26 protein-coding genes and 3 pseudogenes are annotated in these 23,627 nt (G+C 64.8%); 18 read left to right on the top strand and 11 right to left on the bottom strand.

Annotated features, from left to right (window positions below):
• Window positions 1-6 precede the first annotated feature (6 nt).
• Window positions 7-1,401 carry an exodeoxyribonuclease VII large subunit gene (gene xseA / locus G7076_RS10500; protein ID WP_166202643.1) on the bottom strand — a complete coding sequence of 465 codons (1,395 nt, stop codon included), beginning with the start codon at window positions 1,399-1,401 and terminating at the stop codon, window positions 7-9.
• Between xseA and purD the strand changes: the two genes are divergently transcribed.
• From purD to G7076_RS10515, 3 genes are all read left to right on the top strand, one after another.
• Window positions 1,400-2,659 carry a phosphoribosylamine--glycine ligase gene (gene purD / locus G7076_RS10505; protein ID WP_166202645.1) on the top strand — a complete coding sequence of 420 codons (1,260 nt, stop codon included), beginning with the start codon at window positions 1,400-1,402 and terminating at the stop codon, window positions 2,657-2,659. The two genes, xseA and purD, sit on opposite strands and share 2 nt — an antisense overlap.
• A gap of 1 nt (window position 2,660) precedes the next feature.
• On the top strand, window positions 2,661-3,059 hold the full coding sequence (locus tag G7076_RS10510; protein WP_166202646.1) for a hypothetical protein: 399 nt from the start codon (window positions 2,661-2,663) through the stop codon (window positions 3,057-3,059).
• 107 nt (window positions 3,060-3,166) lie between these two features.
• On the top strand, window positions 3,167-3,652 hold the full coding sequence (locus G7076_RS10515; protein WP_166202648.1) for a hypothetical protein: 486 nt from the start codon (window positions 3,167-3,169) through the stop codon (window positions 3,650-3,652).
• Here the strand turns inward: G7076_RS10515 and G7076_RS10520 are convergent.
• The 5 genes from G7076_RS10520 to G7076_RS10540 all read right to left on the bottom strand — a co-directional run bounded on the left by G7076_RS10520 (window position 3,649) and on the right by G7076_RS10540 (window position 7,577).
• The gene (locus G7076_RS10520; protein ID WP_206367532.1) at window positions 3,649-4,197 is read right to left on the bottom strand and encodes a L,D-transpeptidase family protein; all 549 of its coding nucleotides are present in this window, start codon (window positions 4,195-4,197) and stop codon (window positions 3,649-3,651) included. The genes G7076_RS10515 and G7076_RS10520 overlap by 4 nt on opposite strands.
• A gap of 184 nt (window positions 4,198-4,381) precedes the next feature.
• Window positions 4,382-5,251: an outer membrane beta-barrel protein gene (locus tag G7076_RS10525; protein ID WP_166202650.1), complete on the bottom strand. Its 870-nt coding sequence runs from the start codon at window positions 5,249-5,251 to the stop codon at window positions 4,382-4,384.
• 139 nt (window positions 5,252-5,390) lie between these two features.
• Complete coding sequence (locus G7076_RS10530; protein ID WP_166202652.1) at window positions 5,391-6,731, bottom strand: hemolysin family protein; 1,341 nt, start codon at window positions 6,729-6,731, stop codon at window positions 5,391-5,393.
• Window positions 6,732-6,785: 54 nt separating this feature from the next.
• Window positions 6,786-7,214: a nucleoside deaminase gene (locus tag G7076_RS10535; RefSeq protein ID WP_166202654.1), complete on the bottom strand. Its 429-nt coding sequence runs from the start codon at window positions 7,212-7,214 to the stop codon at window positions 6,786-6,788.
• Between the two features lie 36 nt (window positions 7,215-7,250).
• A complete protein-coding gene (locus G7076_RS10540; protein ID WP_206367533.1) occupies window positions 7,251-7,577 on the bottom strand; it encodes a hypothetical protein in 327 nt (108 codons plus the stop codon).
• Window positions 7,578-7,739: 162 nt separating this feature from the next.
• Between G7076_RS10540 and rpmB the strand changes: the two genes are divergently transcribed.
• Window positions 7,740-8,030 carry a 50S ribosomal protein L28 gene (rpmB, locus tag G7076_RS10545; protein ID WP_166202656.1) on the top strand — a complete coding sequence of 97 codons (291 nt, stop codon included), beginning with the start codon at window positions 7,740-7,742 and terminating at the stop codon, window positions 8,028-8,030.
• 34 nt (window positions 8,031-8,064) lie between these two features.
• On the opposite strand, the gene G7076_RS10550 is transcribed toward rpmB, so the two are convergent.
• From G7076_RS10550 to G7076_RS10565, 4 genes and pseudogenes are all read right to left on the bottom strand, one after another.
• Window positions 8,065-8,826, bottom strand: coding sequence for an esterase-like activity of phytase family protein (locus tag G7076_RS10550; protein ID WP_166202658.1), 762 nt, complete (start codon window positions 8,824-8,826; stop codon window positions 8,065-8,067).
• Between the two features lie 224 nt (window positions 8,827-9,050).
• Window positions 9,051-10,867, bottom strand: a pseudogene (cobT, locus tag G7076_RS10555) (cobaltochelatase subunit CobT).
• A 4-nt stretch (window positions 10,868-10,871) separates the two neighbouring features.
• Window positions 10,872-11,875 (bottom strand): annotated as a pseudogene (gene cobS / locus G7076_RS10560) (cobaltochelatase subunit CobS).
• Between the two features lie 45 nt (window positions 11,876-11,920).
• On the bottom strand, window positions 11,921-12,595 hold the full coding sequence (locus G7076_RS10565) for a helix-turn-helix domain-containing protein (RefSeq protein ID WP_166202660.1): 675 nt from the start codon (window positions 12,593-12,595) through the stop codon (window positions 11,921-11,923).
• A 67-nt stretch (window positions 12,596-12,662) separates the two neighbouring features.
• Here G7076_RS10565 and G7076_RS10570 point away from each other — a divergent pair, with 67 nt between their 5' ends.
• The 8 genes from G7076_RS10570 (at window position 12,663) to G7076_RS10600 (ending at window position 17,163) form a co-directional block, all read left to right on the top strand.
• Window positions 12,663-13,094 carry a VOC family protein gene (locus G7076_RS10570; protein ID WP_166202662.1) on the top strand — a complete coding sequence of 144 codons (432 nt, stop codon included), beginning with the start codon at window positions 12,663-12,665 and terminating at the stop codon, window positions 13,092-13,094.
• A gap of 74 nt (window positions 13,095-13,168) precedes the next feature.
• Window positions 13,169-13,813, top strand: coding sequence for a glutathione S-transferase family protein (locus tag G7076_RS10575; RefSeq protein WP_240913781.1), 645 nt, complete (start codon window positions 13,169-13,171; stop codon window positions 13,811-13,813).
• 49 nt (window positions 13,814-13,862) lie between these two features.
• Window positions 13,863-14,531 (top strand): DUF1428 domain-containing protein, encoded by a 669-nt coding sequence (locus G7076_RS12810; protein ID WP_346774108.1) that lies wholly within the window; start codon window positions 13,863-13,865, stop codon window positions 14,529-14,531.
• Window positions 14,532-14,536: 5 nt separating this feature from the next.
• Window positions 14,537-15,115, top strand: coding sequence for a VOC family protein (locus G7076_RS10585; protein ID WP_240913782.1), 579 nt, complete (start codon window positions 14,537-14,539; stop codon window positions 15,113-15,115).
• Entirely contained in the window at window positions 15,019-15,333 is a 315-nt protein-coding gene (locus tag G7076_RS12535) for a VOC family protein (RefSeq protein WP_240913922.1), read from the top strand. The genes G7076_RS10585 and G7076_RS12535 overlap by 97 nt, the downstream gene beginning before the upstream one ends.
• A gap of 12 nt (window positions 15,334-15,345) precedes the next feature.
• A complete protein-coding gene (locus tag G7076_RS10590; RefSeq protein WP_166203589.1) occupies window positions 15,346-15,843 on the top strand; it encodes a VOC family protein in 498 nt (165 codons plus the stop codon).
• On the top strand, window positions 15,836-16,498 hold the full coding sequence (locus tag G7076_RS10595) for a dihydrofolate reductase family protein (RefSeq protein ID WP_166202664.1): 663 nt from the start codon (window positions 15,836-15,838) through the stop codon (window positions 16,496-16,498). The genes G7076_RS10590 and G7076_RS10595 overlap by 8 nt, the downstream gene beginning before the upstream one ends.
• On the top strand, window positions 16,495-17,163 hold the full coding sequence (locus tag G7076_RS10600; protein WP_206367534.1) for a glutathione S-transferase family protein: 669 nt from the start codon (window positions 16,495-16,497) through the stop codon (window positions 17,161-17,163). The genes G7076_RS10595 and G7076_RS10600 overlap by 4 nt, the downstream gene beginning before the upstream one ends.
• Here the strand turns inward: G7076_RS10600 and G7076_RS10605 are convergent.
• A complete protein-coding gene (locus tag G7076_RS10605; protein ID WP_166202666.1) occupies window positions 17,160-17,735 on the bottom strand; it encodes a J domain-containing protein in 576 nt (191 codons plus the stop codon). The two genes, G7076_RS10600 and G7076_RS10605, sit on opposite strands and share 4 nt — an antisense overlap.
• 18 nt (window positions 17,736-17,753) lie before the next feature.
• On the opposite strand from G7076_RS10605, the gene G7076_RS10610 reads away from it, so the two are divergent.
• The 6 genes and pseudogenes from G7076_RS10610 (at window position 17,754) to G7076_RS10635 (ending at window position 23,535) form a co-directional block, all read left to right on the top strand.
• A complete protein-coding gene (locus G7076_RS10610; protein ID WP_166202668.1) occupies window positions 17,754-18,038 on the top strand; it encodes a BolA family protein in 285 nt (94 codons plus the stop codon).
• A pseudogene (locus G7076_RS10615) lies at window positions 18,035-18,912 on the top strand (pirin family protein). Before G7076_RS10610 ends, G7076_RS10615 begins: the two are co-directional and overlap by 4 nt.
• On the top strand, window positions 18,909-19,799 hold the full coding sequence (locus tag G7076_RS10620) for an alpha/beta hydrolase (RefSeq protein WP_166202670.1): 891 nt from the start codon (window positions 18,909-18,911) through the stop codon (window positions 19,797-19,799). The pseudogene G7076_RS10615 and the gene G7076_RS10620 overlap by 4 nt, the downstream one beginning before the upstream one ends.
• A gap of 20 nt (window positions 19,800-19,819) precedes the next feature.
• On the top strand, window positions 19,820-20,266 hold the full coding sequence (nusB, locus tag G7076_RS10625) for a transcription antitermination factor NusB (protein WP_166202672.1): 447 nt from the start codon (window positions 19,820-19,822) through the stop codon (window positions 20,264-20,266).
• The gene (thiL, locus tag G7076_RS10630; protein WP_166202674.1) at window positions 20,263-21,219 is read left to right on the top strand and encodes a thiamine-phosphate kinase; all 957 of its coding nucleotides are present in this window, start codon (window positions 20,263-20,265) and stop codon (window positions 21,217-21,219) included. The genes nusB and thiL overlap by 4 nt, the downstream gene beginning before the upstream one ends.
• A 195-nt stretch (window positions 21,220-21,414) precedes the next feature.
• Window positions 21,415-23,535 carry a sodium-translocating pyrophosphatase gene (locus tag G7076_RS10635; protein ID WP_166202676.1) on the top strand — a complete coding sequence of 707 codons (2,121 nt, stop codon included), beginning with the start codon at window positions 21,415-21,417 and terminating at the stop codon, window positions 23,533-23,535.
• Window positions 23,536-23,627: the final 92 nt, after the last annotated feature.

Raw genomic sequence — 23,627 nt, forward strand, 5'->3', positions numbered from 1 at the left:
TCCTCATCAATCGTCGAACAGCCCCGGCTGACGGACTGCCGCAGGCTTGCGCGAGCGATAGGACGAAGCCGGCCCGGTCTCAACCCCGCGAGCGCCGTCGGGGACCGCCCCGACCTCGCCGTCGGCGAAGCGAAGGCGAAGATGGGGGACCGCCCCGGCCGCCGCGGCGGTCATCAGCGTCGATCCATCGTCGGCGGTGACGCGGGCAAAGCCGCGCGCCAACGGCCGCTCGGGATGCGCGAGTTCGGCCAGGCGCCACAGGCCTGCCAGCTTCTCGCGCATACGCTCGAGGCGGTTGTCGAGCAGGCCGGTCCGTAGCCGGGTCGCAACCATCCCGAAGTCGCCCCGCGCATGCGCGGCGCGGGCGGCAAGCGCGCGCGGCAAGCGAGATGACGGATCGGCAAGCTTCGTCGCGGCCGGCAGGAGCAGGCCTTCCGGATGCGGCCAGCGCTCGATTGCGCGCTGAAGCCGCTCGCCAGCATCGGCCGATCCACGCGCAAGGGCGCCGGCGAGCCGCCCGCCAAGCGAATCGAGCAGGCCGGAAAGCTCGGCGAGGACCGGAACGGCCATTTCCGCGGCGGCCGTCGGCGTCGGCGCGCGTCGGTCGGCTGCGAAATCGATCAGGGTGGTGTCGGTTTCGTGGCCAACGGCGCTGATCAGCGGAAGCGAGGATTCAGCAGCGGCGCGAACGACAATCTCCTCGTTGAACGCCCACAAATCTTCGATCGAGCCGCCGCCGCGCGCAACGATCAGTAGGTCGGGCGGCGCGGCCAGGGCCTGAAAGCCGCGGATCGCGGCGGCGATCTTTTCCGCTGCGCCCTCCCCCTGGACCGGAACCGGCCAAACGATGACGTGACACGGGCAGCGGTCGGCGAGGCGATGAAGAATGTCCCGAATGACGGCGCCAGTCGGCGAGGTGATCACGCCGATGATTCGCGGCATGTGCGGAAGCGGCCGCTTACGCGCCTCGTCGAACAATCCTTCGGCGGCGAGCGCGCGGCGGCGGCGATCGAGCAGCGCCATCAATGCGCCCTCCCCGGCCAGCTCGAGCTTGTCGACGACGATCTGATATTTCGAGCGGCCTGGATAAGTGGTGAGCTTGCCGGTGGCGATCACCTCCGCGCCGTCTTCCGGAGCGAAGGACAACCGCCCCGCCTGGCCGCGCCACAGCACGGCATCGATGCAGGCGGAATCGTCCTTGAGGGTGAAATAGCAATGGCCCGAACCGTGACGCTTCCATCCGGAGATCTCGCCGCGGACCCGAACATGGCCAAACGCCTGCTCGACGGTGCGCTTCAAGGCGCCGGAAAGCTCGCTGACGCTGAGCGCCGGCGAATTGTCGCCGGTGCCGACCTTCGCTAACAGGCCGGATGCGTCGTCATCGGGACCGGAAGAACTCATGAATATCCTGCTGCTGGGATCGGGCGGACGCGAGGATGCGCTGGCTTGGCGCTTAAGGCAATCGCCGAGCTGCGGCGACCTGATCGCGGCGCCGGGCAACCCCGGCATCGAGCGTTGGGCGGACTGCGTCCCGATCGACCCGTGCGATCCCCATAAGGTTGTCGCGCTCGCAAAGGAGCGGCGGATCGACCTCGTGGTTGTCGGGCCCGAAGCGCCGCTGGTCGCGGGGGTCGCGGATGCATGTCGCGAGGCGGGGATCGCGGTGTTCGGACCGAGCGCAGCGGCGGCCCAGCTTGAAGGATCGAAGGGCTTTACCAAGGACCTGTGCGCGCGCGCCGGAATCCCAACGGCGGCCTATGTGCGAACGGAGCGGATGGACGAGGCGCTGGCGGCCCTTCACAAATTCGGGCTGCCGGTGGTGATCAAGGCCGACGGCCTTGCCGCGGGCAAGGGCGTGACCGTGGCGATGTCGCGCGACGAGGCCGAGGCGGCGATTCGCGCCGCCGGCGACGGGCCGATGGTCATCGAGGAATATCTGGAAGGCGAAGAAGCCAGCCTGTTCGCACTGGTTGACGGGACCCGCGCCGTGCCGTTGGCAAGCGCCCAGGACCATAAGCGCGTCGGAGAGGGCGACACGGGTCCCAATACCGGCGGCATGGGCGCCTATTCGCCTGCGCCGGTTTTGAGCCCCGAACTTGAGGGTCGCGCAATGCGCGAGATCATCGAGCCGACGGTGCGGGAAATGGCGGCGGCAGGAACACCGTTCAACGGCGTGCTTTATGCCGGTCTGATGCTCACTCCCGAAGGCCCCAAGCTGATCGAATATAACGTCCGCTTCGGCGATCCGGAGTGCGAGGCAATCATGCTCCGAATCGAAGGCGATTTCGCCGAATTGCTGCAGGCGGTGGCGAGGGGCGACACCTTCCAGGCGCCCAAGCTTTCCGCGCAGGCGACCATGACCGTTATCGTCGCCGCCGAAGGCTATCCTGGTACTCCGCGACGCGGTGGTGCGATCGACGGAATCGAAGCCGCCGAGCGAGAGCACGGCGTGACGGTCTTCCATGCCGGAACCGCGCGCCATTCTTCAGGGGCATTACTTGCGGGTGGCGGACGCGTGCTGGCTGTGACGGCCATCGCCGACACGCTCGCAAACGCGCGCGCCCGCGCGTATCGCGGCGTCGACGCCATCGATTTCGCTGACGGTTTCCATCGGCGTGACATCGGCTGGCGCGAACTGGAGCGGAACGATGCGGCCTAACGTGGCGCTGACGATTGGTTTCGCGGCGACGGTTGCGTCCGCCTTTCTTTGGCATGGCCCCGGTGGCGCGGCCGAGCGGTTCGTCACCCGCTCCGATCAAGATGTCCGCAGGATGCTCGATTTTTTCGAGCTGCCGCTGGTCGAGGGCCACATGCAGCGCGATCCAGTCGCGCGGCGAATCATCTATTCAGGCCCGGCCGACGAGTTCCAGCGGACCGAGCTCGTCCGGATTGGCGAAAGCCTGCCGGGAGTCGGCGAGGCGCGCTGGTCGCGGCCGCGATCCGTCCTGACCTATCCCCTGCCCTTGGCCGGAGAAGCATTGGCGATGGCGCTTGCGGCATTCCTTCTGGGCCTGACCGCCGCCTACATCCTGTCGCTGGTCAAAGGCGGGGACGATTGATGCTCGCGTTGCTTTCGGCATATTGGCCGATGATCGCCGTCACCTTCGTCATCGGCCTTGCCACGGGCCGGTTGCTGTTCTGGCCGAGTGGCCGAAAAGAGGGTTGAATGAACGAGCTGATCCAAAATCCCGTCGTGATCGCCATTGCGGCGATCGTTGTTGTCCTGCTGCTCTACCTGCTGCTTCGTCCGAAGCAGCGCATCACATTGAGCGACGACGGCACCGTTCGCCCTCACATGGTTTTGCCGACGGAGGGCAAGGGTCTGGCCGATGAGGCCGCCGCCGCCGTCGGCGACGTGGCGGGCGAGATCCTCGATGCGCAGGTGCATGCGGAACTGCCGGGGGCATCCGGTCCGCCCGATGACCTGCAGGTCCTGAAAGGCGTTGGACCGAAGCTCGCCGCGATGCTCAACGAGCGCGGGCTAACCCGTTTCGATCAGATTGCGGGCTTAAGCGAAGGCCAGGTCGAAGCACTCGACGCGAGCCTAGGCGCCTTTCGCGGCCGCCTGACGCGCGACAAGATCGTCGAGCAGGCCGACTATCTCGCGCGAGGCGACCGCGATGGCTTCGAGGCGAAATTCGGAAAGCTTTAGGACCCGATCAGCACCTTCGTTCCGACTTTGGTAACGCCGAATAGCTTTGCCGCGAACGGGGCTGGCAGGCGAACACAACCGTGCGAGGCCGGACGGCCCGGCAGGTGGCCGGCGTGAAGCGCGATGCCGTGATCGTCGAGCCGCTGCATGTGCGGCATCGGCGCATTGTCGTATTTGCGCGAACGATGCATCACCTTCTTCTCCTTGATCGGGAAGATTCCGGTGGGCGTATCGTTGCCGGGCTTGCCGCTGGAAATTGTTGAGGCCGCGGCCAACTCTCCACCGAGGTAAAGATAGGCCATCTGGTCGTCGAGGCTGATCACGACCTCGGACGGCGCATCGGGATCGGCATCCGCGTCCCAAAGATACTGGCCCGGCTTCAAATAGTCCTTGCCGAACTTGGCAAGCATGTCGGCGCGGGCCTCCGCAGCCGCTTCTGAAGCGATCATCTTCGCTTCGGGCGTTTCAATCCAGGTCTGTGCCGCGGCGGGAACGCCAAGCGCAAGCAATCCCGATGCCGCAAGCGCGAACGCAAGCGTCTTCATTTCTTCTTCCCTCTTCGAAAGGCTGAACTGTGGATTCCCCTGCAAAATGAGTCTGGGCGGGGGTTCGTTCCAATGAGTTTCGAAGAAAGACTTACTTAGGCTTTCGGAGGTCCCGAACGAAAAGGGCCCGCCGGATTGCTCCGACGGACCCTGATCTGTTCACTGCCGTTTTGTGGCGTGAGTTTTAGCCGCGTTCCGGCTCCGGCGGCGGAGGCGGCGGCGGCGGCGGCGGCGGGCAAGCCTCGGTCGCCAGAATCACCGAACCGTCCGGGCAGGTCTGCGTCGCCGGAGGCGGCGGCGGAGGCGGCGGGGGCGGCGGCGGAGGCGGAGGCGGCGGAGCCGGCGTCCAGAAGTTGTAGATCAGGCTCAGCATCAGGCTGTGCGATTTCACACGGCCGCTGAGGGTCTGGTCGAAACCGATCGAATCGTCTTCGAAGTCGAGCTTCGAAACGTTGAAGAAGCGATATTTCAGGCCGAGATCGATGTTGGAGCTGACCGACTTGCGGATGCCCGCAATGATCTGCCACGCGAACGAGCTGTCGCTGTCGCTATCGGAGCCAATGTCCAGGTCATCGTCGAAGTCGATGTCATATTCGGCAGTCGCCCAGCCGACACCGGCGCCGATAAAGCCGCTCCAATTATCCTCGTCACCGAAGTCGAGCATGGCATTGGCCATGATCGAGAAGATGCTGAGATCGCCCGAAATGTCGAAAGGCTCTGTGCCCGGCGACGGCTGCTCGACGAAGTCGAGGTCGAACTGCGCTTCGTCAAGCGAAGCGTTCTTGTAGGCGATTTCGCCTTCGACGCGGACCGGACCGAAGTCGTAACCGGCGACGAGGTCGATGTCGAAGCCAAGATTGTGATCGACACGGATGGCGTCGTCGACGTCGAGATCGCTCGGCTCGTCGATGAATGCATCCGTATCGTAGTCGAGGCTTGTATCCTCGACCAGCATCACACCGCCGTCGACGCCGACATACAATGAGTCCTCGCGGGCCATGGCCGGCGAGGTCAACGCAGCGGCCGCCACCGCGGCGAGAAGATAATTGCGCATGCGGACTCCCCTTATTTGCACCTACGTGGTGCGGATCCAGATCGCATCTATACCGTAAAGTCGCGCGCTGGGAACGGCGTCGGAACATTTCGCCGAAGTCCGTTGCAAAGTAGACACACTATCCCGAAAGCGGCGGCAATCAGCCATTTCCGGATGTGACTTCATCTTTCTTGCGGGCCGGCCTGCTGACCAGCAGCTTGTCGATCTTGCGGCCGTCCATGTCCACGACCTCGAACGTCCAGCCATCGAATTTGAATCGCTCACCGGTTTCGGGAATGTGGCGAAGGACGTCGAGCGAGAAGCCCGCCACCGTCGAATAGTCCCGTTCGGCCGGAAGCGAGACGCCCAGCCGATCGGCGAGAACGTCGGCGCTAGCCGCGCCCGAGACCAGCCAGCTGCCGTCTTCCCGCTCAATGCATGGTGGATCGTCGTCATGCTCGAGATCGCTGGCGAAGGCTCCTGCCAGCGCCGCCAGGATCGAGCCCGGAGTGACGATCCCGTCGAGATGGCCATATTCGTCGTGCACCAGCGCAAGCGGCACTTCGGCCGAGCGAAGCACGCCGAGCGCGTCCATCGCGTCCATGAGGTCGGGGATAACCGGCGCGGTTCGCGCCAGGCTCGGCAAATCGAGCTTGGCGCCATTCAGCACGGCCATGAGGAGATCGCGCGTGGAGACCACGCCGACGATGTCCTCCACGGACCCGCGAGCGACCGGAATCCGGCTGTGCGGTGTCGCGTTGAGGGCTTCGCGGATTTCGTCGCGGGTCGAATCGAGGTCGATCCAGTCGATTTCCGTGCGCGGGGTCATGACCTCCCGAACCGGGCGGTCCGCCAACCGGACGATGCCCGAGATGATCGCCCGCTCATTCTCTTCGAGAACCCCGGCGGTCTTGGCTTCGGCAACGACGAGATGGAGCTCTTCGGCGGTCACGACATTCTTGTTCTCGCGGGTCATGCCGAGCATCCGGAAGATCGCGGCGCTGGTTACGTCGAGCAGCCACACCAGCGGTGCGGTCACGCTGGACATCATTTGCATCGGGCGGGCGACGATGGCGGCGATCGGCTCGGGCGAGCGAAGCGCGAATTGCTTGGGCACCAGCTCACCGACCACAAGGCTGGCATAAGTGGTAAAGGCAATGACGATCCCGAAGCCGATCGATTTCGCCGTTTCGGGATCGATCCCAAGTAAGGCGAGGCGCTGCGCCACCGGTGCGCCAAGGCTAGCGCCGGAATAAGCGCCGGCAAGAATGCCGATCAGCGTAATCCCGATCTGGACCGTGGAAAGGAACCGCCCCGGTTCGGCGGCGAGCGCGAGCGCGCAAGTCGCACCCTTGCTTCCGTTCTTGGCCATGGCGCGAAGGCGCGCCTCGCGCGAAGACACGATCGCCATCTCGCTCATGGCCAGGACGCCATTGAGCGCGATCAGCGCGAGGATCAGGACCAGGTCAATCCAGGGGAAGGGGAGCAAGGTTTCGCTCATCGGATGGCTTACTCATTGCCAAAGGCCGGGCGTCGCGACAAGCGCCAGCAGGAATTAGCGTCGCGCGGCAAAGAATTCGCGAAGCTGTGCGGCCGCCTCTTCTGCGCCGATCCCCGACAGCACTTCCGGGCGGTGGTGGCAGGTTGGCTGGGCGAATATCCTGGCGCCATGGATCACCCCGCCACCCTTGGAATCCTCGGCAGCCATGACGATCCGCGTGAGCCGGGCAAGGCTCGCCGCAGCGGCGCACATCGCGCAGGGCTCCAGGGTGACCCACAGGATGCAGTCATCGAGGCGGGATGTGCCGAGAGCTTCCCCGGCGCGACGGATTGCGACGATTTCGGCATGCGCCGTGGGATCGTTGCTTCCGCGCATGGCATTGGCGGCTTCGGCGACAATGGTGTCGCCGCGGGTAACGACGGCGCCAACCGGAACTTCGCCAGCCTGCGCCGCTTCGCCGGCGAGATCGAGGGCGCGGCGCATCGGCTGCGGCAATGGGAATGCGGGCACGAGCCTTCGCTAGCGCGCGCCCGCAGGCGTGTCACTATTGCTGGACGTTGCCCGCAGCGGGGGCGGCGCCTTTGCGGTAGGGGGCGCGGGTTCGTTGACCGAAACGCTCGGGACCGGAACAGTGACATTGGCCGGCTGGGTTCCAACGGACACGGTGCCGGTCTGCACGTCGAACGCCGGAGCCTGGCCGCCGGAGGCCGTGACGCCCTGCTCATTGGCGGAAATCTGCGGGGCCTGGGCCTCGCGGGTCTGGCTAATGTCGAGGAAGCCCGTCGCCACGGCCGCGATCAGCACCAGGACGATGACGATGAGGATGAGAAATACAGTGCGCACCATCAGGCTCCTTCATTGCACGTTGCCCTTCCAACGCCTATCGCCCGCTTGCGTTGCCTGAGACTTTAAGGTCCTGCAGACGGTTGACCTTATGCGGCATCATGGCTATCGGGCGGCGCTTTCCGGGCGCCTTCGGGTGCTCGCTCATTATCAGGATAAGAAACCATGTCGCGGGTATGCGAGCTGACCGGCAAGGGCCGGCAGGTGGGCAACAATGTTTCCCACGCCAACAACAAGACCAAGCGCACGTTCCTGCCCAACCTGCAGAACGTGACCCTGATGTCGGATTCGCTCGAGCGCAGCGTGAAGCTGCGGGTCTCGACCCACGGCCTTCGCTCGGTCGAGCATGTGGGCGGCCTCGACAACTGGCTCGCCAAGACCGGTGAGGACAAGCTGAGCCCGAAGGCCCGCAAGCTCAAGCGCGAGCTCGCCAAGCAGGCTTCCGCGAAAGCCTAACGCTCCGCGTCGGCCGCGAGGTCGACGGCTATCATCAAAGTCCTCCGCCACGGGCGGAAATCATTGTCGGTGACGATCCACAGCCGGGTCCCGCCCCCGGCAGCGATTCGACGGCGAGACCCTCGGCATTGTCGAGCGGGCCGACGGGAAGCGCGATGTCCAGATCGCCGGGTCCGGTAACCCGAGCCGAGAATCCTGCCGGGCCGGCCCTCCTGCGAAGAAACAATGTCCCTCCTGCGGCAAGTGAGGCCGCATCGGAAACGCCGCTCGATTCGGCGTACCAGCGGATCCCGCCGTCCGAGCTCAGCGCCTCGACACCCCTGTTCCTGCGAAACTCGGGCCGGGCCACGTCGACCCGCTCGAGGGCCTTTTCGAAGCTGTCATCGTAGTGGATCAGTTGATGGCGTTGTTCGAACGCCACCCACCAGCCGCGCCCGCCCGGATCGCGCATCAGGGCCTCCGAATCGCGGCCGATCTTGGTGCGCGGGTTGCCCGACACCGCGGGTAACGGGCGCAGGGTCGCATTCCCATCGTGCCCGGGTGTAGGCAGCCAGATGAGCATTCCCTCGTCGGTCAGCACCAGCAAGCGGCCGCGATCCAGTGCGAGCCCCGAGAATCCACCGGCATGCGGGTCGTCAGACTTCAGTTCCCACGCGCCGGCCAGTCGCGCCTTGGGATGCCTCATCGGCCCGACGTCGGCGGCTTCCCAGCGGACGGCTGCGGTCCCGGGCCTCAGGTCCAGCGGCGGGCGATTGGTGCGAAGCCAATGGGCCGTCGCGAGGATTAATGCGGCCAAGCACAAGTAACTGAAAAGACGCGATTTCCTGAATGAAAGCTGCATGCGCCGTTCAGGCCCGGCGCATCGCGGATCGGGCATAAGCCATGTCTCTGACGGGGTTTCCCCCTTTTCCCCGTCATGGCCGGCCACGGCCATTAGTATCCCTCGCGTCGCGTAACGAGGGGGGGCCGGAGTGCGTAATTGCTCCGGCCCCAAACTTTTCCCCACCGACATATTCTGCGTCACTCGCGGTCGAACAGGGCCGCCAGCTGCTCGATCAGCGCTCCGCCCAATTGCTCGGCATCCATGATCGTGACTGCGCGCTGGTAATAGCGCGTCACGTCGTGGCCGATACCGATGGCCGAAAGCTCGACCGTCGAGCGCGATTCGATCCAGCCGATGACTTGGCGAAGATGCCGTTCGAGATAGGTTCCGCCATTGGCCGAAGCGGTCGAATCGTCGACCGGTGCGCCATCCGAAATGACCATCAGGACGCGGCGCTCTTCCGGGCGAGCAAGCAGCCGGCGATGCGCCCAGAGCAGGGCTTCGCCGTCGATATTTTCCTTGAGCAGGCCTTCGCGCATCATCAGGCCGAGGCCGCGGCGCGCATGGCGATAGGGCTCGTCGGCGCGCTTGTAGACGATATGGCGAAGATCATTGAGCCGGCCAGGATTGGGCGGCCGCCCTTCCGCAAGCCACGCCTCGCGGCACTGGCCGCCTTTCCACGCGCGGGTCGTAAAGCCGAGAATTTCCGTCGCAACGCCGCAGCGTTCCAAAGTACGTGCGAGGACGTCCGCGCAGATGGCGGCGATGGCAATCGGCCGCCCGCGCATCGACCCCGAATTGTCGATCAGCAGGCTGACGATCGTGTCCTTGAACTCCGTCTCCCGCTCCACCTTGTAGCTTAGCGAGTGAGCGGGCGAGACGACGACGCGCGCAAGCCGGGCTGCGTCGAGCAAGCCTTCTTCCTGATCGAAATCCCAGCTTCGCGCCTGCTGCGCCATCAACCGGCGCTGGAGACGATTGGCGAGGCGCGTCACCAATGCGGACTGACGGCCGATCTGCTGATCGAGGTAGGCGCGCAGGCGGCCGAGTTCCTCGTCGTCGCATAGGTCATGCGCGTCGACGACCTCGTCGAAGCGGCTCGTGTAGGGGCGGTAATCGGTCGGCGGCTCGTCCTGCCGGTTGCGCCGGGCCGAGCGCGCTGCAGTTTGCTCGCCGCCCTCGTCGGCGCTCGAGGGGTCGCCCTCCTCCATCTGCTGGTCGGTGGACTCGGCATCGCCGTCGCCCTCCTCGGTCTGGTCGGAACGTGCCTCCATCTCGCCCTGCTCCGCCCCGACGCCTGGTCCTGGTCGTCGCCTTCTTCGGCGGATTCGCTCTCGCCGGCATCGTCATCGCCGCCCGCCTCTTCCGGCTCCTGCGGCTGCTGCTCCGCATCCGCCTCAAGATCGAGATCCTCGAGAAGGCGCCGCGACAATTCCGCGAACGCGCCCTGATCGTCAATCGTAAGGGCCAAGGCGTCGAGCTCGGCGCCGGCCTTCTCCTCGATCCACCGTTCAACCAGCGCCAGTCCCGGGCGCGCCGATTCCGGCGGAGCTGCTCCGGTTAGCCGCTGCCTGGCGAGAAGCCCGATGGCGGTGGCCAGCGGGACTTCCTCGGCGCTGCGCGCACGGCCGATCGCATCCAGCCTGACGCGCGCTTCGACGTGAGAGCCGAGATTGGCGCTGACCCCGGCCATGGACCGCGCGCCGAGCGCTTCCACCCTGGCCGTTTCCAGAGCGTCGAATACCGCCCTGGCATCCGCATCAAGCGGAGCGCGGGAGGCATGAAGCCGCCCGTCATGATGCCGAAGCAGGAGCGCCGCGGAATCGGCGGCTCCGCGCGCTTCGGCGACCAGCCGCGGTTCGAGCGAAGGCCCAGGCGAAACGACCCGCGCGATCTTGCCCGTCGCATTTCCCCCGTCCGACGCGAAAACCACATCGGCCTCGGCATCGCGGGCAATGGCGCGCGTTGCGCTGGCAAGCGCAGTGCGGAATCGGTCGAGGGACGAATCGACCATCGGTTCAGGCGCTGTGCGCGATGCTCTCCGGCAGGTCCGAAGCGAACACCCGCTGGTAATATTCCGCGATCAGGGGCCGTTCGCTTTCGTCGCACTTGTTGAGGAACGAGACTCGAAACGCATAGCCGACATCGCCGAAGATCAGCGCGTTCTGGGCCCAGCTGATGACGGTGCGCGGGCTCATGACGGTCGAGATATCGCCGTTGATGAAACCCTGGCGCGATAGGTCGGCAACCTTGACCATTTTTTCGACCGTCGCCTTGCCGTCCGGGCTGTCATATTCGCCCGACTTGGCGAGCACGATCCGCGCCTCGGTCTCGGCCGGGAGGTAATTCAACGTTGAGACGATGTTCCAGCGGTCCATCTGCCCTGATTGATCGCCTGGGTGCCATGATAGAGTCCGGTCGTGTCGCCAAGGCCGATGGTGTTGGTCGTCGCGAACAGCCGGAACCATGGGTTCGGGCGAATCACCCGGTTCTGATCGAGCAGGGTGAGCTTGCCCTCCGTCTCCAGCACGCGCTGGATCACGAACATCACGTCGGGCCGGCCGGCGTCATATTCGTCGAAGACGAGCGCCACTGGATGCTGGAGCGCCCAAGGCAGAAGGCCTTCGCGGAACTCCGTCACCTGCTGGCCGTCGCGCAGCACGATGGCATCACGTCCGACGAGATCGATCCGGCTGATGTGCGCATCGAGGTTGATCCGGACCAGCGGCCAGTTGAGGCGCGCCGCCACCTGCTCGATGTGAGTCGACTTGCCCGTGCCATGATAGCCCTGAACCATCACGCGGCGGTTGCGGGCGAAACCGGCAAGAATCGCCAGCGTCGTGTCGGGATCGAAAACGTAAGCCGGGTCGAGGTCGGGAACGCGCTCGTCGGCCTCGCTGAAGGCCGGCACTTCCATATCGATGTCGAGGCCGAACAGGTCGCGCGCCTTCACCATTCGGTCTGGCGAGGCGAGGATTGTGTCTTCGCGGCTATCGAGCGTCACGTTGGGAATCTCGGTCATTGGGAGGCCTTAGGCCCTAGCACGGCCGCCCTCAAGCATTGGAAATCACGGCCTTGGGGGCAACTCGAAAAGGTCGACGAACCGATCGAGCAGCGCCTTGTCGCCGGACCACTGGATGAGTTCGTAGGGCGCGCCGCCGTACATTATGGCCGCGAGGTTGGCGGGCGGCTGCGCCGCGACGGTGAGCGCGGCGTCCGCCGCTTCGCCGCGGACGATGTCGATCTGCCCCTCATGGATATGCGCGACATAGGAATCAGGGCCGAAGCGGAAGTTGATCTTCGCCTTCATGTCCTTGACCTTCGAACGGTCGAACATGGTCCGCATCGACAGCAGGATTGAGACCCCGCTTATGGGCAGCGTCGGATCGTGGCTCGGGCTTCGCGCAGCCCATCTGCCAAGCGCCTGTACGATCGGTTCGGCCTCAAGCCCCCATTCGGTGGCTTCATAGACCTGGACGTTGGCCGGCGGCGGCAGCCTGCGCCTGACGACCAGGCCGCGATTTTCAAGCTCGGTCAGACGTTGCGTCAACACGTTGGCGCTGATCCCCGGCAGGTCGGCCCGGAGTTGCGAGAAGCGTCGCGGCCCAAGCATCAGCTCGCGAAGCACCAGAAGCGCCCAGCGCTCGCCGATCAATTCCAATCCATGCGCGGTTCCGCAGGCATCGTCATATCGCCTTTTTTCGTCGACTCGCCGCTCCCTAGTTATTTTTTCTGACTGCATAGTTGCTTTTTATAACTTGCCTCGTCAAAAAACAAGGGCGCCGAGTCGCTTCCGGAGGGAGAAACCCATGACGAAAAAGATATTCGTGAACCTGCCGATCACGGACTTGAACCGGGCAGTCGCCTTCTACGAAGCCATCGGCGGCACGAAGAACGAGCAATTCTCGAACGAGCAGGCGGCCGCCATCGTCCTGTCGGACTCGATTTACGTCATGCTGCTGACGAACGATTTCTACCGAACCTTTACGGCAAAGCCGATCATCGATGCCCACGCCATGAGCGGCGTGCTGCTCGCCTTGTCGTGCGACAGCAAGGCGGATGTCGATGCGATGGTCGAGAAGGCGGTCGCTGCCGGTGGCAAGGGCGATCCCGGGCCGAAGCAGGACTTCGGCTTCATGTACGGCCGAAGCTTTGAGGATCCCGACGGACATCATTGGGAGCCGCACTGGATGGACCTCGCCGCGGCTCCGCCGAACCCAGCCGCGCTTGCGGAGGCCTGAGCGATGGGCGTTCCCACCATCACCGCCTACGACTGGGTGCCGGATTTCGCGCGGGCCAGGTTCGCGACCTTCGCGTGCGCTGGGCGCTCGAGGAAGTCGGGCAGCACTATAAAGTCCGCTACCTCTCCCAAGGTAGCCAAAAGGCGCCGCCGCATCGTGCCATCCAGCCGTTCGGCCAGGTCCCGACCTATGAGGAGGACGGCCTTACTTTATTCGAATCCGGCGCAATCGTGCTTCACATCGCCGAGCGTCACGGCAAGCTTCTGCCGGTCGAACCCAACGCGCGGGCCAGAGCGATCGAATGGATGTTTGCCGCTCTCAACACCGTCGAGCCGCCCATCACGGACCATGCCCGGGCCACCTTGTTCGAGGCGGACAAGCCCTGGTCGAAGCCCCGGCTTCCCGCCGTGCGCGCGCGGATCGACGAGCGCCTTGGCGAACTCGCCGACCGGCTCGGCCCGAATGAATGGCTCGATGGCGAATTCAGCGCTGGAGACCTGCTGATGATCGCGGTGCTTCGGATCCTCGACGGCACCGACATGCTGGAAAGCTACCCAGCCCTCGCCGCCTATGTCGCACGGGGAACGGCGCGGCCTGCCTTCAAGAAGGCGCTCGCCGACCAATTGGCCGGGTTCACGGGGTCGCCGCCGCCGCAATTCGCCGAATGGCTCGAACGCATGAAGGCCGCGACGGCCGAAACACAAGGAGACGCGCAATGACCTACATCGAAGGCTTCGTCCTGGCAGTCCCCACCGCAAACAAGGACGAATACAGGAAGCACGCCGCCGAGGCCGCCCCTTGTTCAAGGACTTCGGCGTGACTCGCATGGTCGAAAATTGGGGCGACGAAGTGCCCAAGGGGAAGGTCACCGACTTCCCGGGCGCGGTCCAGGCCAAGGACGACGAAACCGTCGTTTTCAGCTGGTTCGAATATCCCGACAAGGCGACGCGTGATGCCGCGAACAAGAAGATAATGAGCGACCCCAGAATGGAGGAGATGGGCAAGACCATGCCATTCGACGGCAAGCGCATGATCATCGGCGGATTCGACTGCTTCGTCGACGAGAAGGCCGAGGGCCAGACCGGCTACACCGACGGGTACATCCTGCCTGTTCCGACAGATAGGAAAGACGCCTATCGCGCGCTGGCGCAGGAGATGGCCGGAAAGTTCAAGGACATGGGCGCGCTTCGCGTGGTCGAGGCCTGGGGCGACGACGTGCCTGACGGCAAGGTCACCGATTACAGGCGCGCGGTGAAGGCGGAAGACGGCGAAAACGTCGTCTATTCCTATGTCGAATGGCCCGACAAGGAGACCCGCGACGCCGCCTGGGCGAAGATGATGGCGTCCGATAGCGAGTCCTCCCACGGCGATATCTTCGACGGCAAGCGCATGTTCTGGGGCGGCTTCAAGCCGATCGTCGACACCGCGGGCGAGTGAGCGAAATGCCGAACCACCGCGGCAATTTCATCTGGTACGAGCTGATCACGCCTGATCCGTCGGCGGCGAAGCGTTTCTACGACGCCGTCGTGGGTTGGGACATCGCGACGGAGTCCGTTGCACCGGGAATCGAATACCGGATGATCCGGCGCTCGGATGGCGGCAATGCCGGCGGCGTGCTGACGTTGACCGACGAGATGATGTCGAACGGCGCCCGGCCGGTCTGGCTAGGCTACCTCTATACGAACGATGTCGATGCCGCGGTCGAGGCGATCGTCGCCGAGGGCGGATCCGCGATGATGCCGCCGTGGGACCAGCCTGGCGTCGGCAGGCTCGCGATGGTCACCGATGCCGACGGCGCGCCATTCTACTTGATGGATCCACTGCCCCCGAGGGCCGGCCGGACGCGGTTAGCGACGTTTTCTCCGTCGATGAGCCGCAGCATGTCCGCTGGAATGAATTGTCGGCCGACGACCCGGACCGGGCGATTGCCTTCTACGCCAAGCATTTCGGATGGAGCCAAGCGGGCAGCATGCCGATGGGCGAAATGGGCGACTACAAGTTCCTGCAGCATGACGGCGTAAGCATCGGCGGGGTCATGCCGAAGCCGCCGCAGATGAGCCGGGCAGCATGGACCTTCTACGTGGGTGTGGACGACATCGACCGGGCGGCCGCGGCGATCACGGAGGGCGGCGGCCAAATCATCAGCGGCCCGCACGAAATTCCCGGTGGCGAGATCTCTATCGACGCATTCGATCCCGCCGGCGCCCATTTTGGCCTCGTCGGCCCGCGCAAGCAGTGAGGAGAAAAGATGATGACTGACAAGCTCATGACGTGCCTGTGGTTCGACCATGGCGAAGCTCGCAAGGCGGCGGAATTCTATGCCGCAACATTCCCCGACAGCCATGTCGGCGACGCCATGACTGCGCCGGGCGACTTTCCCGGCGGAAGCAAGGGCACCGAGCTGACCGTTGAGTTCACGCTGCTCGGCCGCAGGTTCATCGGGCTCAACGGCGGTCCCAACTTCAAGCCGAACGAAGCCGTCAGCTTCATGGTAATCACCGAAGACCAGGCTGAAACCGATCGCTACTGGAACGCCATCGTCGGCAATGGCGGTGCCGAGAGCGATTGCGGTTGGTGCAAGGATCGATGGGGTTATTCGTGGCAAATCACGCCGCGCGTCCTGCTCGAAGGAAACACCGACCCCGATCCGGCCGTCGCCAAGCGCGTGTTCGAGGCGATGATGACCATGCAAAAAATCGACGTCGCCAGGATCGAAGCCGCACGGCGCGGGGAGTCGGTCGATGCGTAAGCTGACCGGTGCCGCGTTCGTCTCGCTGGACGGCGTCATGCAGGCGCCGGGCGGGCCGGAAGAAGACCCGACCAACGGCTTTCGCTACGGCGGCTGGGCGACGCCCTTTTGGAGCGAAAACATGGGGCCGTTCGAGCAGGTTATCGATTCCGATTACGACCTGCTGCTGGGCAAACGGACCTACGACATCTTTGCGGGATACTGGCCCTTCAACCAGGACATTCCGATCGGGGAGCGCTTCCAGCGAATCAACAAATATGTGCTGACCCACAGCGATAAGCCGCTGGAGTGGGAGAATAGCCATCCGCTGACGGGCGATACGGCGGAGGCAGTGGCAGGACTCAAGCGAACCGACGGCCGCGACCTGCTTATTCAGGGCAGCAGTACGCTGTACGGGCCGCTGCTCGACGCGGGGCTTTTCGACCGGCTGATGCTGATCACGTTCCCGCTGCTGCTCGGCCAAGGGAAGCGCATCCTCGACGGATCGGAGAAAGCCGGCGCGCTCAAGTTGGTCGACAGCTTCGTGACGGACACCGGGGTCGTCATCACCACCTATGAACCGGCTGGCGCAGTCCAGACTGGATCGTTCGAAAGCAAGCCGCCAAGCGAAGCCGAGCTCGAGCGCCGGGAGAAGATGGAGGCCGGCGAGTGGTGAGTGGTTCGACGGGCTTGCAGCTGTTTGCCCATCCGTTCAGCAGCTATTGCTGGAAGGTCCAGATCGCGCTCGACGCGGACGGAACGTCCTATGACTATCGCAATGTCGATCCGGCCCATCCCGGCGTCATGGACGAGCTTAAGGCGCTTTGGCCGCTGGCCAAATTTCCAGTGCTGGTCGATGACGGCGAAGTGGTGGCCGAGACGACCTGCATCATCGAGCACCTCCAGGCGAAGCATCCCGGGCCGAACGTCTGGATCCCTGGAGGCGATGAAGGCCGCCGGGTGCGATTCCTGGACCGGTTCTTCGACAATTATATCCAGGGCAACATGCAGGCGTCGGTCAATCATGCGTTGCGCCCGGAAGGCCAGGGCGACGCTTATGGCGCCGAACTCGGCCTGAAGAAGCTGCGCGTCGCTTACGATTGGCTCGAGGAAAATCTGCCCGACAGCAAATGGGCTGCGGGCGAAAGTTTCACTTTGGCCGACTGCGCCGCGGCACCGGCTCTATTTTACGCCGACTGGATCGACGAGATCGGCGAGCAGCGGCCGCGGCTGAAAGCCTATCGCGCCCGGCTACTCGCCCATCCGGCTGTGTCCAAGTCGGTAGAGGGCGCGCGGCCCTATCGGGCTTACTTCCCGCTCGGCGCGCCGGACCGCGACTAGGCGAAGGCGCGGCTGCCTTTCAGCAACTGGTAGGCGTCGATCACCCGCACGAGGACTTTCTCGTGTGTGCGGTCACCCCCGTTGCGATCAGGGTGATAGCGGCGAACCAATTCGGAATAGCGCTTGCGAAGGGCCTGGCGGTCGGCATCGTCGGCAAGGCCGAGAACGCCCATTGCCTCACGCTCGCGGGCGTCGAAGCGTTGCACACGTTGGCGCGACTGGCCCGGCCGGAAACGCGCGGAGATGGCGTCGAGCGGATCCTTGAACTCGCTCCAGGCGGGGCCGGGATCGGCGCCCGGGGCATGAGCGAAGGCACGAACCCGACGGTCCCAACCGGCGATCGGCGATTGCGCCGCCTCGATCTCCTCGGTGCTCATGCCCGCGAAGAAATTATAGGCGCTGTTGTGCTGGCGGACATGGTCGAGGCACAAGAAACGATAGGTGCCGGGCCCGTCGAAGCCGCCGGGCGTCAGGGGCGCCCGGAACTCACCCGCCTCGCTGCAACCGGGCACGGCACAGCGCGAAGCCGCCCCTTCAACCCGTCCATGCCATTTGCTCGCCTTCGACGCCATCGCGTCTATATAGGCGATATGAACTTAACCTCCACTGGCCCAGTCGCTGCGGAGATGATCCGCCGCCTGCAAACGCACCTGTCACCGTCACGAATCGACCTTGTCGACAACAGCGAGAAACATCGCGGGCACGGCGGTTACAACCCGGCCGGCGAAAGCCATTTCACGCTGACCATCGAGAGCGCCGCCTTCGCCGGAAAGTCGCGGGTCGAACGGCAGCGGATGGTCCATCATGCCCTTGGCGACCTGCTGAAAGAGCGCGTCCATGCGCTCAGCATCCGCGCCAGCGCACCGGGAGAATGACGATGCAGACGATCGAACCCGTCACCCACGACCTCGGCGCGTTCAAGGTGCGCCGCGTGCTGCCCTCGCGCGGGCGGACGATGGTCGGCCCCTTCATCTTCGTCGACGAGTTCGGTCCGGCTAAGATGGATGTCGGCGCGGGAATGGATGTCCGGCCCCATCCGCACATCAACCTCGCCACCGTCACCTACCTGTTCGAAGGCGCGATCCAGCATCGCGACAGCCTGGGCTCCAACCAGGTGATCCGGCCGGGGCGGTGAACCTGATGACGGCCGGCAGCGGCATCGTTCACAGCGAACGAAGCCCGGCGGAGGAGCGCGCCGAAGGCCCCCGGCTTTACGGCATGCAGACGTGGCTGGCACTGCCCGACGGCAAGGAAGAAATCGACCCGGCCTTCGATCATGTGGCCGAAGCCGGCCTGCCGCTGGTCGAGGATGATGGTGTGTGGGCCCGCGTCCTGATGGGAAAGCTGTGGGGTGCTGAGGCGGCAACGCCATGCCATTCGCCAACCATCTATGCCGACCTCATTCTCGGCGGGGGCACCATGAAAATCGAGGCCGAGGCCGACGAACGCGCGGTTCTGGCGACGGAAGGCGCTGTGACCATCGACGGCGAGCAATTGTCGCTGTTCACGCTCTATATCCTCGAGCCTGGAAGCGAGGCGGTTGTCGGAGGGCTCGGCCGGGCGATGCTGCTCGGCGGCGGAGCTTTTTCGACACCGCGTCACGTGTGGTGGAACTTCGTCAGCTCCGACCGCGACCGGATCGCCCAAGCCCGCGAAGACTGGAAGGCACGACGATTCCCGCTCGTTCCCGGTGACGAAAAGGAATGGATCCCGATTCCCGAATTGCCGAATACGGTGAGCTATCCATGAGCGAGCGGAGGCGGATCGAGCTCCCAACGGGCATTGCGATGAACGTCGTAATTGCCGGGCCGGAGGACGCGCCGCCGGCGATCCTGCTTCACGGCTTCCCCGAATCGCACCGGACATGGCGCGACCTCGTGCCGCTGATGGAAGACTCGGTGCGCATGGTGATGCCGGACAATCGCGGCTACGGCGCGAGCGACAAGCCGCAGGACGTCAAGGATTATGCAACCGACATCCTGGTCGGCGACATCTTCGCACTTGCTGGCGCGCTTGAGCTCGACCGTTTCGCTTTGGTCGGCCACGACTGGGGCGGGGCGATCGCCTGGGCAGCGGCGTTATCCGGAAACCCGCGCATCGAGCGGCTGGGAATTGTCAACTCGCCGCACCCGCTCATTTTCCAGAAAACCCTCATCGAGGACGAGGCGCAGCGAGCGGCGAGCCAGTATATGCGCGCGTTCCGTGAGCCCGGCATGGAGAAGATGATCGCCCGGATGGGTTATGACGCCTTTTTCGACAAAAGCTTCGCTCGACACGTCGACATGACCGAGATCTCGGCGGAGGAGCGGCAACGTTACATCGACGACTGGTCGCAGCCCGGCGCGATGACCGCGATGCTCAACTGGTATCGCGCGTCGAAAGTCGTCGTACCGCCGCCAGGAATCACCGTCGATATCCCGGACTGGACGCTTCGCGCCTTCCCCAAAATCAAGGTTCCGGTGCGCGTCGTCTGGGGGTTGGAGGACACGGCGTTGCTTCCAGTGCAACTGGAGGGAATTGGCGAGATAGCCGAGGATGTCGAGGTCTTTCCCCTTCCCGGCGTCGGCCATTTTGCGCCGTGGGAAGCGCCTGAGCAGGTCGCGGCCGCGCTGAAGCCCTTCCTCGCCACGCGCTGAGACGCTAGAGGGCCGCGATCATGTCGACCCGATCTCTTTCCCGCTCCGCCGCCCGGCTTGCTGCCGTCCAGGCGCTTTATCAGATGGAGATGGAAGGCACGCCGCTCGCCAAGCTGCTCCACGAATTTCACGAGCACCGGCTCGGCGCGACGATCGAGGACGCGACCTATGCCGAGGCCGAGCAGGCCTTCTTTGATGACGTCGTCAGCGGGGTCGATGCGCGAAGGGTCGAACTCGACGATCACATCGCGGGTAAGCTTTCGGACGGCTGGAGCCTGGACCGGCTCGACCGGCCGATGCGCGCCATCCTACGGGCCGGCACCTATGAATTGCTCGCCCGCCCGGACGTTCCGGTGGCAAGCGTGATCAGCGAGTATCTGGATGTCGCCGACGCCTTTTACGACAAGCGCGAAAAGGGCTTCGTCAACGGACTGCTCGACGGCATCGCCAAGGACGTTCGGCGATGAACGTCACCTCCCCGCCGGGGGAGGATAGATTGAACGAACGCGACATCATCGACCGGGTGCGCCGCATGGCGTCGCACCCTGCCGCCCGAAACCTCGACGATGACGCCGCTTTGTTCGAAGGGCTGGTGATTACGCACGACAGCATCGCGGAAGGCGTGCACTATTTGCCGGGCGACCCGCCCGAGACGGTCGGGTGGAAGCTGGCGGCGGTCAACGCCAGCGACCTCGCCGGGAAAGGGGCCAGGCCCGAAGCGGCCCTGCTGTCGCTGGCGATACGCGGCGACGGGGCATGGGAAGCGGCTTTCCTCGACGGTCTCGAGCAGGCGCTTGCGGAATTTGGAATGGCGCTGATCGGCGGGGACACCATCGCCCTTCCGCACGGGAGCCCACGCGTGCTGGGATTGACTGCCCTCGGCCGGGCCGGGCCGAAAACGCCCGCGCGTTCCGGCGGCAAGGTCGGGGACACCTTGTGGCTGGCCGGGACGGTCGGCGATGCCGCCGCTGGATTGGAGCAGCTAAGGAAAGAACCAGGGTCCAGCGGAGCTTTGGTCGAGGCTTACCGGCGGCCACGTCCGCTGATCGCGGAAGGCCAGGCACTGGCGCCGCTGGTCGATGCGATGATGGACGTCAGCGACGGGTTGCTGATCGATGCCGGCCGGATGGCGGCGGCGAGCGGGCTTCGCGTCGCGATCGACCTGTCGGCGCTGCCGTTGAGCCAGGCCTTTCGCGAGGCCCGGGGCGATGGTTTGGAAGATCGGCTGTTCGCGGCGACGGGCGGCGACGATTACGCCCTGCTCGCAAGCGGCACCAAGCAAATGTTAGGGATTTCTTTACCAGCCGAAACGAGACTGACCGCGATCGGCCGGCTCGTCGAAGGCGAGGGATTGTCCCTTAACCATGATGGAGCCGAGATGCGGGTCCCGGAGCGACAGGGCTATGAACATCGCACTTAGTGCGCGCCAATGGATGATCGCCATCGCCGGTCTTTGCTCAGGCATGGCGACCGCGCTGCTGCTTCATTAAACCTCTCTAGAAACCCCCGCTAGACAGGCGCTTAGCGTCAACCTACACAATCTTCGGTTTCTTCGGGCGGCGGCCGCTCTGGCCGTGCATGCCCTATTCGATCCAGGGGGTTTAAGAATCACGCCATGAACTTGCTTTTCATTGCCATGGCCTGTGGCGGTTTGGCGGTGCTTTACGGCATCCTCACCAGCCAGCAGGTCCTTCGCTCTTCGCCCGGTAACGCACGGATGATCGAGGTCGCTGGCGCGATCCAGGAAGGCGCAGGGGCCTACCTTCGCCGCCAGTATACCGCCATTTCCGTGGTCGGCATCGTCGTTGCCGCGCTGGTCTTCTTCTTCCTCGGCGGTCTAAGCGCCGCAGCGTTCGTCACGGGCGCACTGCTGTCCGGCGCCGCCGGCTTCATCGGCATGAACATATCGGTCCGCGCCAATGTGCGCACCGCCGAGGCCGCGCGGTCGAGCCTTCAGAAGGGCCTGACGGTGGCGTTCCGCGCCGGCGCCGTGACCGGCCTTCTGGTGGCAGGCCTCGCCCTTCTGGCAATCGCAATCCTGTTCTACGTGCTGATCGGTCCGATGGGCTTGCAGCCCAACGACCGCACGGTCGTAACGGCCCTCACCGCCCTCGCGCTAGGCGCGTCGCTGGTGTCGATCTTTGCCCGTTTGGGCGGAGGGATCTTCACCAAGGCGGCCGACGTCGGCGCCGACCTGGTCGGCAAGGTCGAGGCCGGAATTCCGGAAGACGACCCCCGCAACCCCGCCGTCATCGCCGACAATGTCGGCGACAATGTCGGCGACTGCGCGGGCATGGCCGCCGACTTGTTCGAAACCTATGTCGTCACCGTCGGAATCACGATGGTCATGGTGGCCCTGCTGATCGGCGGCGAGCAATTGCTGCCGCTGATGGGCCTGCCGCTGCTGATCGGCGGCGTGTGCATCATCACCTCGATCATCGGCACCTACATGGTTCGCCTGGGCAAGAAAGAGTCGATCATGGGCGCCCTGTACAAGGGCTTCTGGACCGCGACCGCACTCGCCGTTCCGGCGATCTGGGGTGCAGCAACCTACGCGCTGGGCGACCTGAACCAGATGATCACCACTTCGGGCGGTCTCAGCTTCCCGGCGATCAATCTCGTCTGGACCAGCTTCGTCGGACTGGCGGTGACCGCGCTGATCGTGTGGATCACCGAATATTACACCGGCACCAACTATCGCCCGGTCAAGTCGATCGCCAAGGCGTCGCAGACCGGACACGGCACCAACGTCATCCAGGGCCTGGCGATCAGCCTGGAATCGACCGCGCTTCCGACCATTGTCATCATTGCCGGCGTCATCGTCAGCTTCCAGCTGGCGGGCCTCCTCGGCGTGGCCTTCGCGGCCTCGGCGATGCTCGCGCTCGCGGGCATGGTCGTTGCGCTGGACGCTTATGGTCCGGTCACCGACAACGCCGGCGGGATCGCCGAAATGTCGGGACTCGAGGATGAGGTCCGCAACCGTACCGACGCGCTCGACGCTGTCGGCAACACCACCAAGGCGGTGACCAAGGGCTACGCCATTGGCTCGGCCGGTCTTGCCGCGCTGGTGCTGTTCAGCGCCTATACCGAAGACCTTCGCGCCTTCGGTGCGGAGATCGGTGTGACAAGCGATCTCAATGCGCTGTTCAGCCTGTCCAACCCGTACGTCATCGTCGGCCTGCTGCTGGGCGCGTTACTTCCGTACCTGTTCGGCGCGATGGGCATGACCGCCGTCGGCCGCGCCGGCGGCGCGGTGGTCGAGGAAGTGCGCGGCCAGTTCCGCGACAACCCCGGCATCATGGATGGCTCGTCCCGTCCGAACTATGCCCGGACCGTCGACCTCGTTACCAAGGCCGCGATCCGCGAGATGATCATCCCCTCGCTGCTTCCGGTTCTCGCACCGATCGTCGTGTTCTTCGTGATCGGCGCTGTCGCCGGCCGTGAGAACGGTCTCGCCGCGACCGGCGCATTGCTGCTCGGCGTGATCGTATCCGGCCTGTTCGTCGCCATCTCGATGACGTCGGGCGGCGGCGCTTGGGACAATGCCAAGAAGTATATTGAGGACGGCAATTTCGGCGGCAAGGGATCGGAGGCTCACAAGGCCGCGGTCACCGGCGACACCGTGGGCGACCCGTACAAGGATACGGCGGGCCCGGCGGTGAACCCGATGATCAAGATCACCAATATCGTCGCACTGCTGTTGCTCGCGGCCCTCGCCGGTCACGGCGCGGTCTGAAAGCGGCAGTAAATGAATTGGGGAGGCGGGGGTTTCGGCCCCGCCTTTTCATATGGGCTTGTCGCGGCTAAAGAGCCGCACCCTTTTCAAAA

This window comes from Sphingomonas sp. HDW15A, from assembly GCF_011301715.1.
Taxonomy (GTDB): Bacteria; Pseudomonadota; Alphaproteobacteria; order Sphingomonadales; family Sphingomonadaceae; genus Sphingomicrobium.

Excerpts from the sequence above, each read along its gene's own strand:
- G7076_RS10520 (WP_206367532.1), bottom strand. The coding sequence starts at position 4,197 with ATGAAGACGCTTGCGTTCGCGCTTGCGGCATCGGGATTGCTTGCGCTT.
- G7076_RS10570 (WP_166202662.1), top strand. The coding sequence starts at position 12,663 with ATGACGAAAAAGATATTCGTGAACCTGCCGATCACGGACTTGAACCGG.
- G7076_RS10525 (WP_166202650.1), bottom strand. The coding sequence starts at position 5,251 with ATGCGCAATTATCTTCTCGCCGCGGTGGCGGCCGCTGCGTTGACCTCG.
- G7076_RS10590 (WP_166203589.1), top strand. The coding sequence starts at position 15,346 with ATGACTGACAAGCTCATGACGTGCCTGTGGTTCGACCATGGCGAAGCT.
- G7076_RS10610 (WP_166202668.1), top strand. The coding sequence starts at position 17,754 with ATGAACTTAACCTCCACTGGCCCAGTCGCTGCGGAGATGATCCGCCGC.
- rpmB (WP_166202656.1), top strand. The coding sequence starts at position 7,740 with ATGTCGCGGGTATGCGAGCTGACCGGCAAGGGCCGGCAGGTGGGCAAC.
- G7076_RS10595 (WP_166202664.1), top strand. The coding sequence starts at position 15,836 with ATGCGTAAGCTGACCGGTGCCGCGTTCGTCTCGCTGGACGGCGTCATG.
- G7076_RS10535 (WP_166202654.1), bottom strand. The coding sequence starts at position 7,214 with ATGCGCCGCGCCCTCGATCTCGCCGGCGAAGCGGCGCAGGCTGGCGAA.
- nusB (WP_166202672.1), top strand. The coding sequence starts at position 19,820 with ATGTCGACCCGATCTCTTTCCCGCTCCGCCGCCCGGCTTGCTGCCGTC.
- purD (WP_166202645.1), top strand. The coding sequence starts at position 1,400 with ATGAATATCCTGCTGCTGGGATCGGGCGGACGCGAGGATGCGCTGGCT.
- G7076_RS10605 (WP_166202666.1), bottom strand. The coding sequence starts at position 17,735 with ATGGCGTCGAAGGCGAGCAAATGGCATGGACGGGTTGAAGGGGCGGCT.
- thiL (WP_166202674.1), top strand. The coding sequence starts at position 20,263 with ATGAACGTCACCTCCCCGCCGGGGGAGGATAGATTGAACGAACGCGAC.
- G7076_RS10565 (WP_166202660.1), bottom strand. The coding sequence starts at position 12,595 with ATGCAGTCAGAAAAAATAACTAGGGAGCGGCGAGTCGACGAAAAAAGG.
- xseA (WP_166202643.1), bottom strand. The coding sequence starts at position 1,401 with ATGAGTTCTTCCGGTCCCGATGACGACGCATCCGGCCTGTTAGCGAAG.
- G7076_RS10585 (WP_240913782.1), top strand. The coding sequence starts at position 14,537 with ATGCCGAACCACCGCGGCAATTTCATCTGGTACGAGCTGATCACGCCT.
- G7076_RS10515 (WP_166202648.1), top strand. The coding sequence starts at position 3,167 with ATGAACGAGCTGATCCAAAATCCCGTCGTGATCGCCATTGCGGCGATC.
- G7076_RS10620 (WP_166202670.1), top strand. The coding sequence starts at position 18,909 with ATGAGCGAGCGGAGGCGGATCGAGCTCCCAACGGGCATTGCGATGAAC.
- G7076_RS10540 (WP_206367533.1), bottom strand. The coding sequence starts at position 7,577 with ATGGTGCGCACTGTATTTCTCATCCTCATCGTCATCGTCCTGGTGCTG.
- G7076_RS10635 (WP_166202676.1), top strand. The coding sequence starts at position 21,415 with ATGAACTTGCTTTTCATTGCCATGGCCTGTGGCGGTTTGGCGGTGCTT.
- G7076_RS10530 (WP_166202652.1), bottom strand. The coding sequence starts at position 6,731 with ATGAGCGAAACCTTGCTCCCCTTCCCCTGGATTGACCTGGTCCTGATC.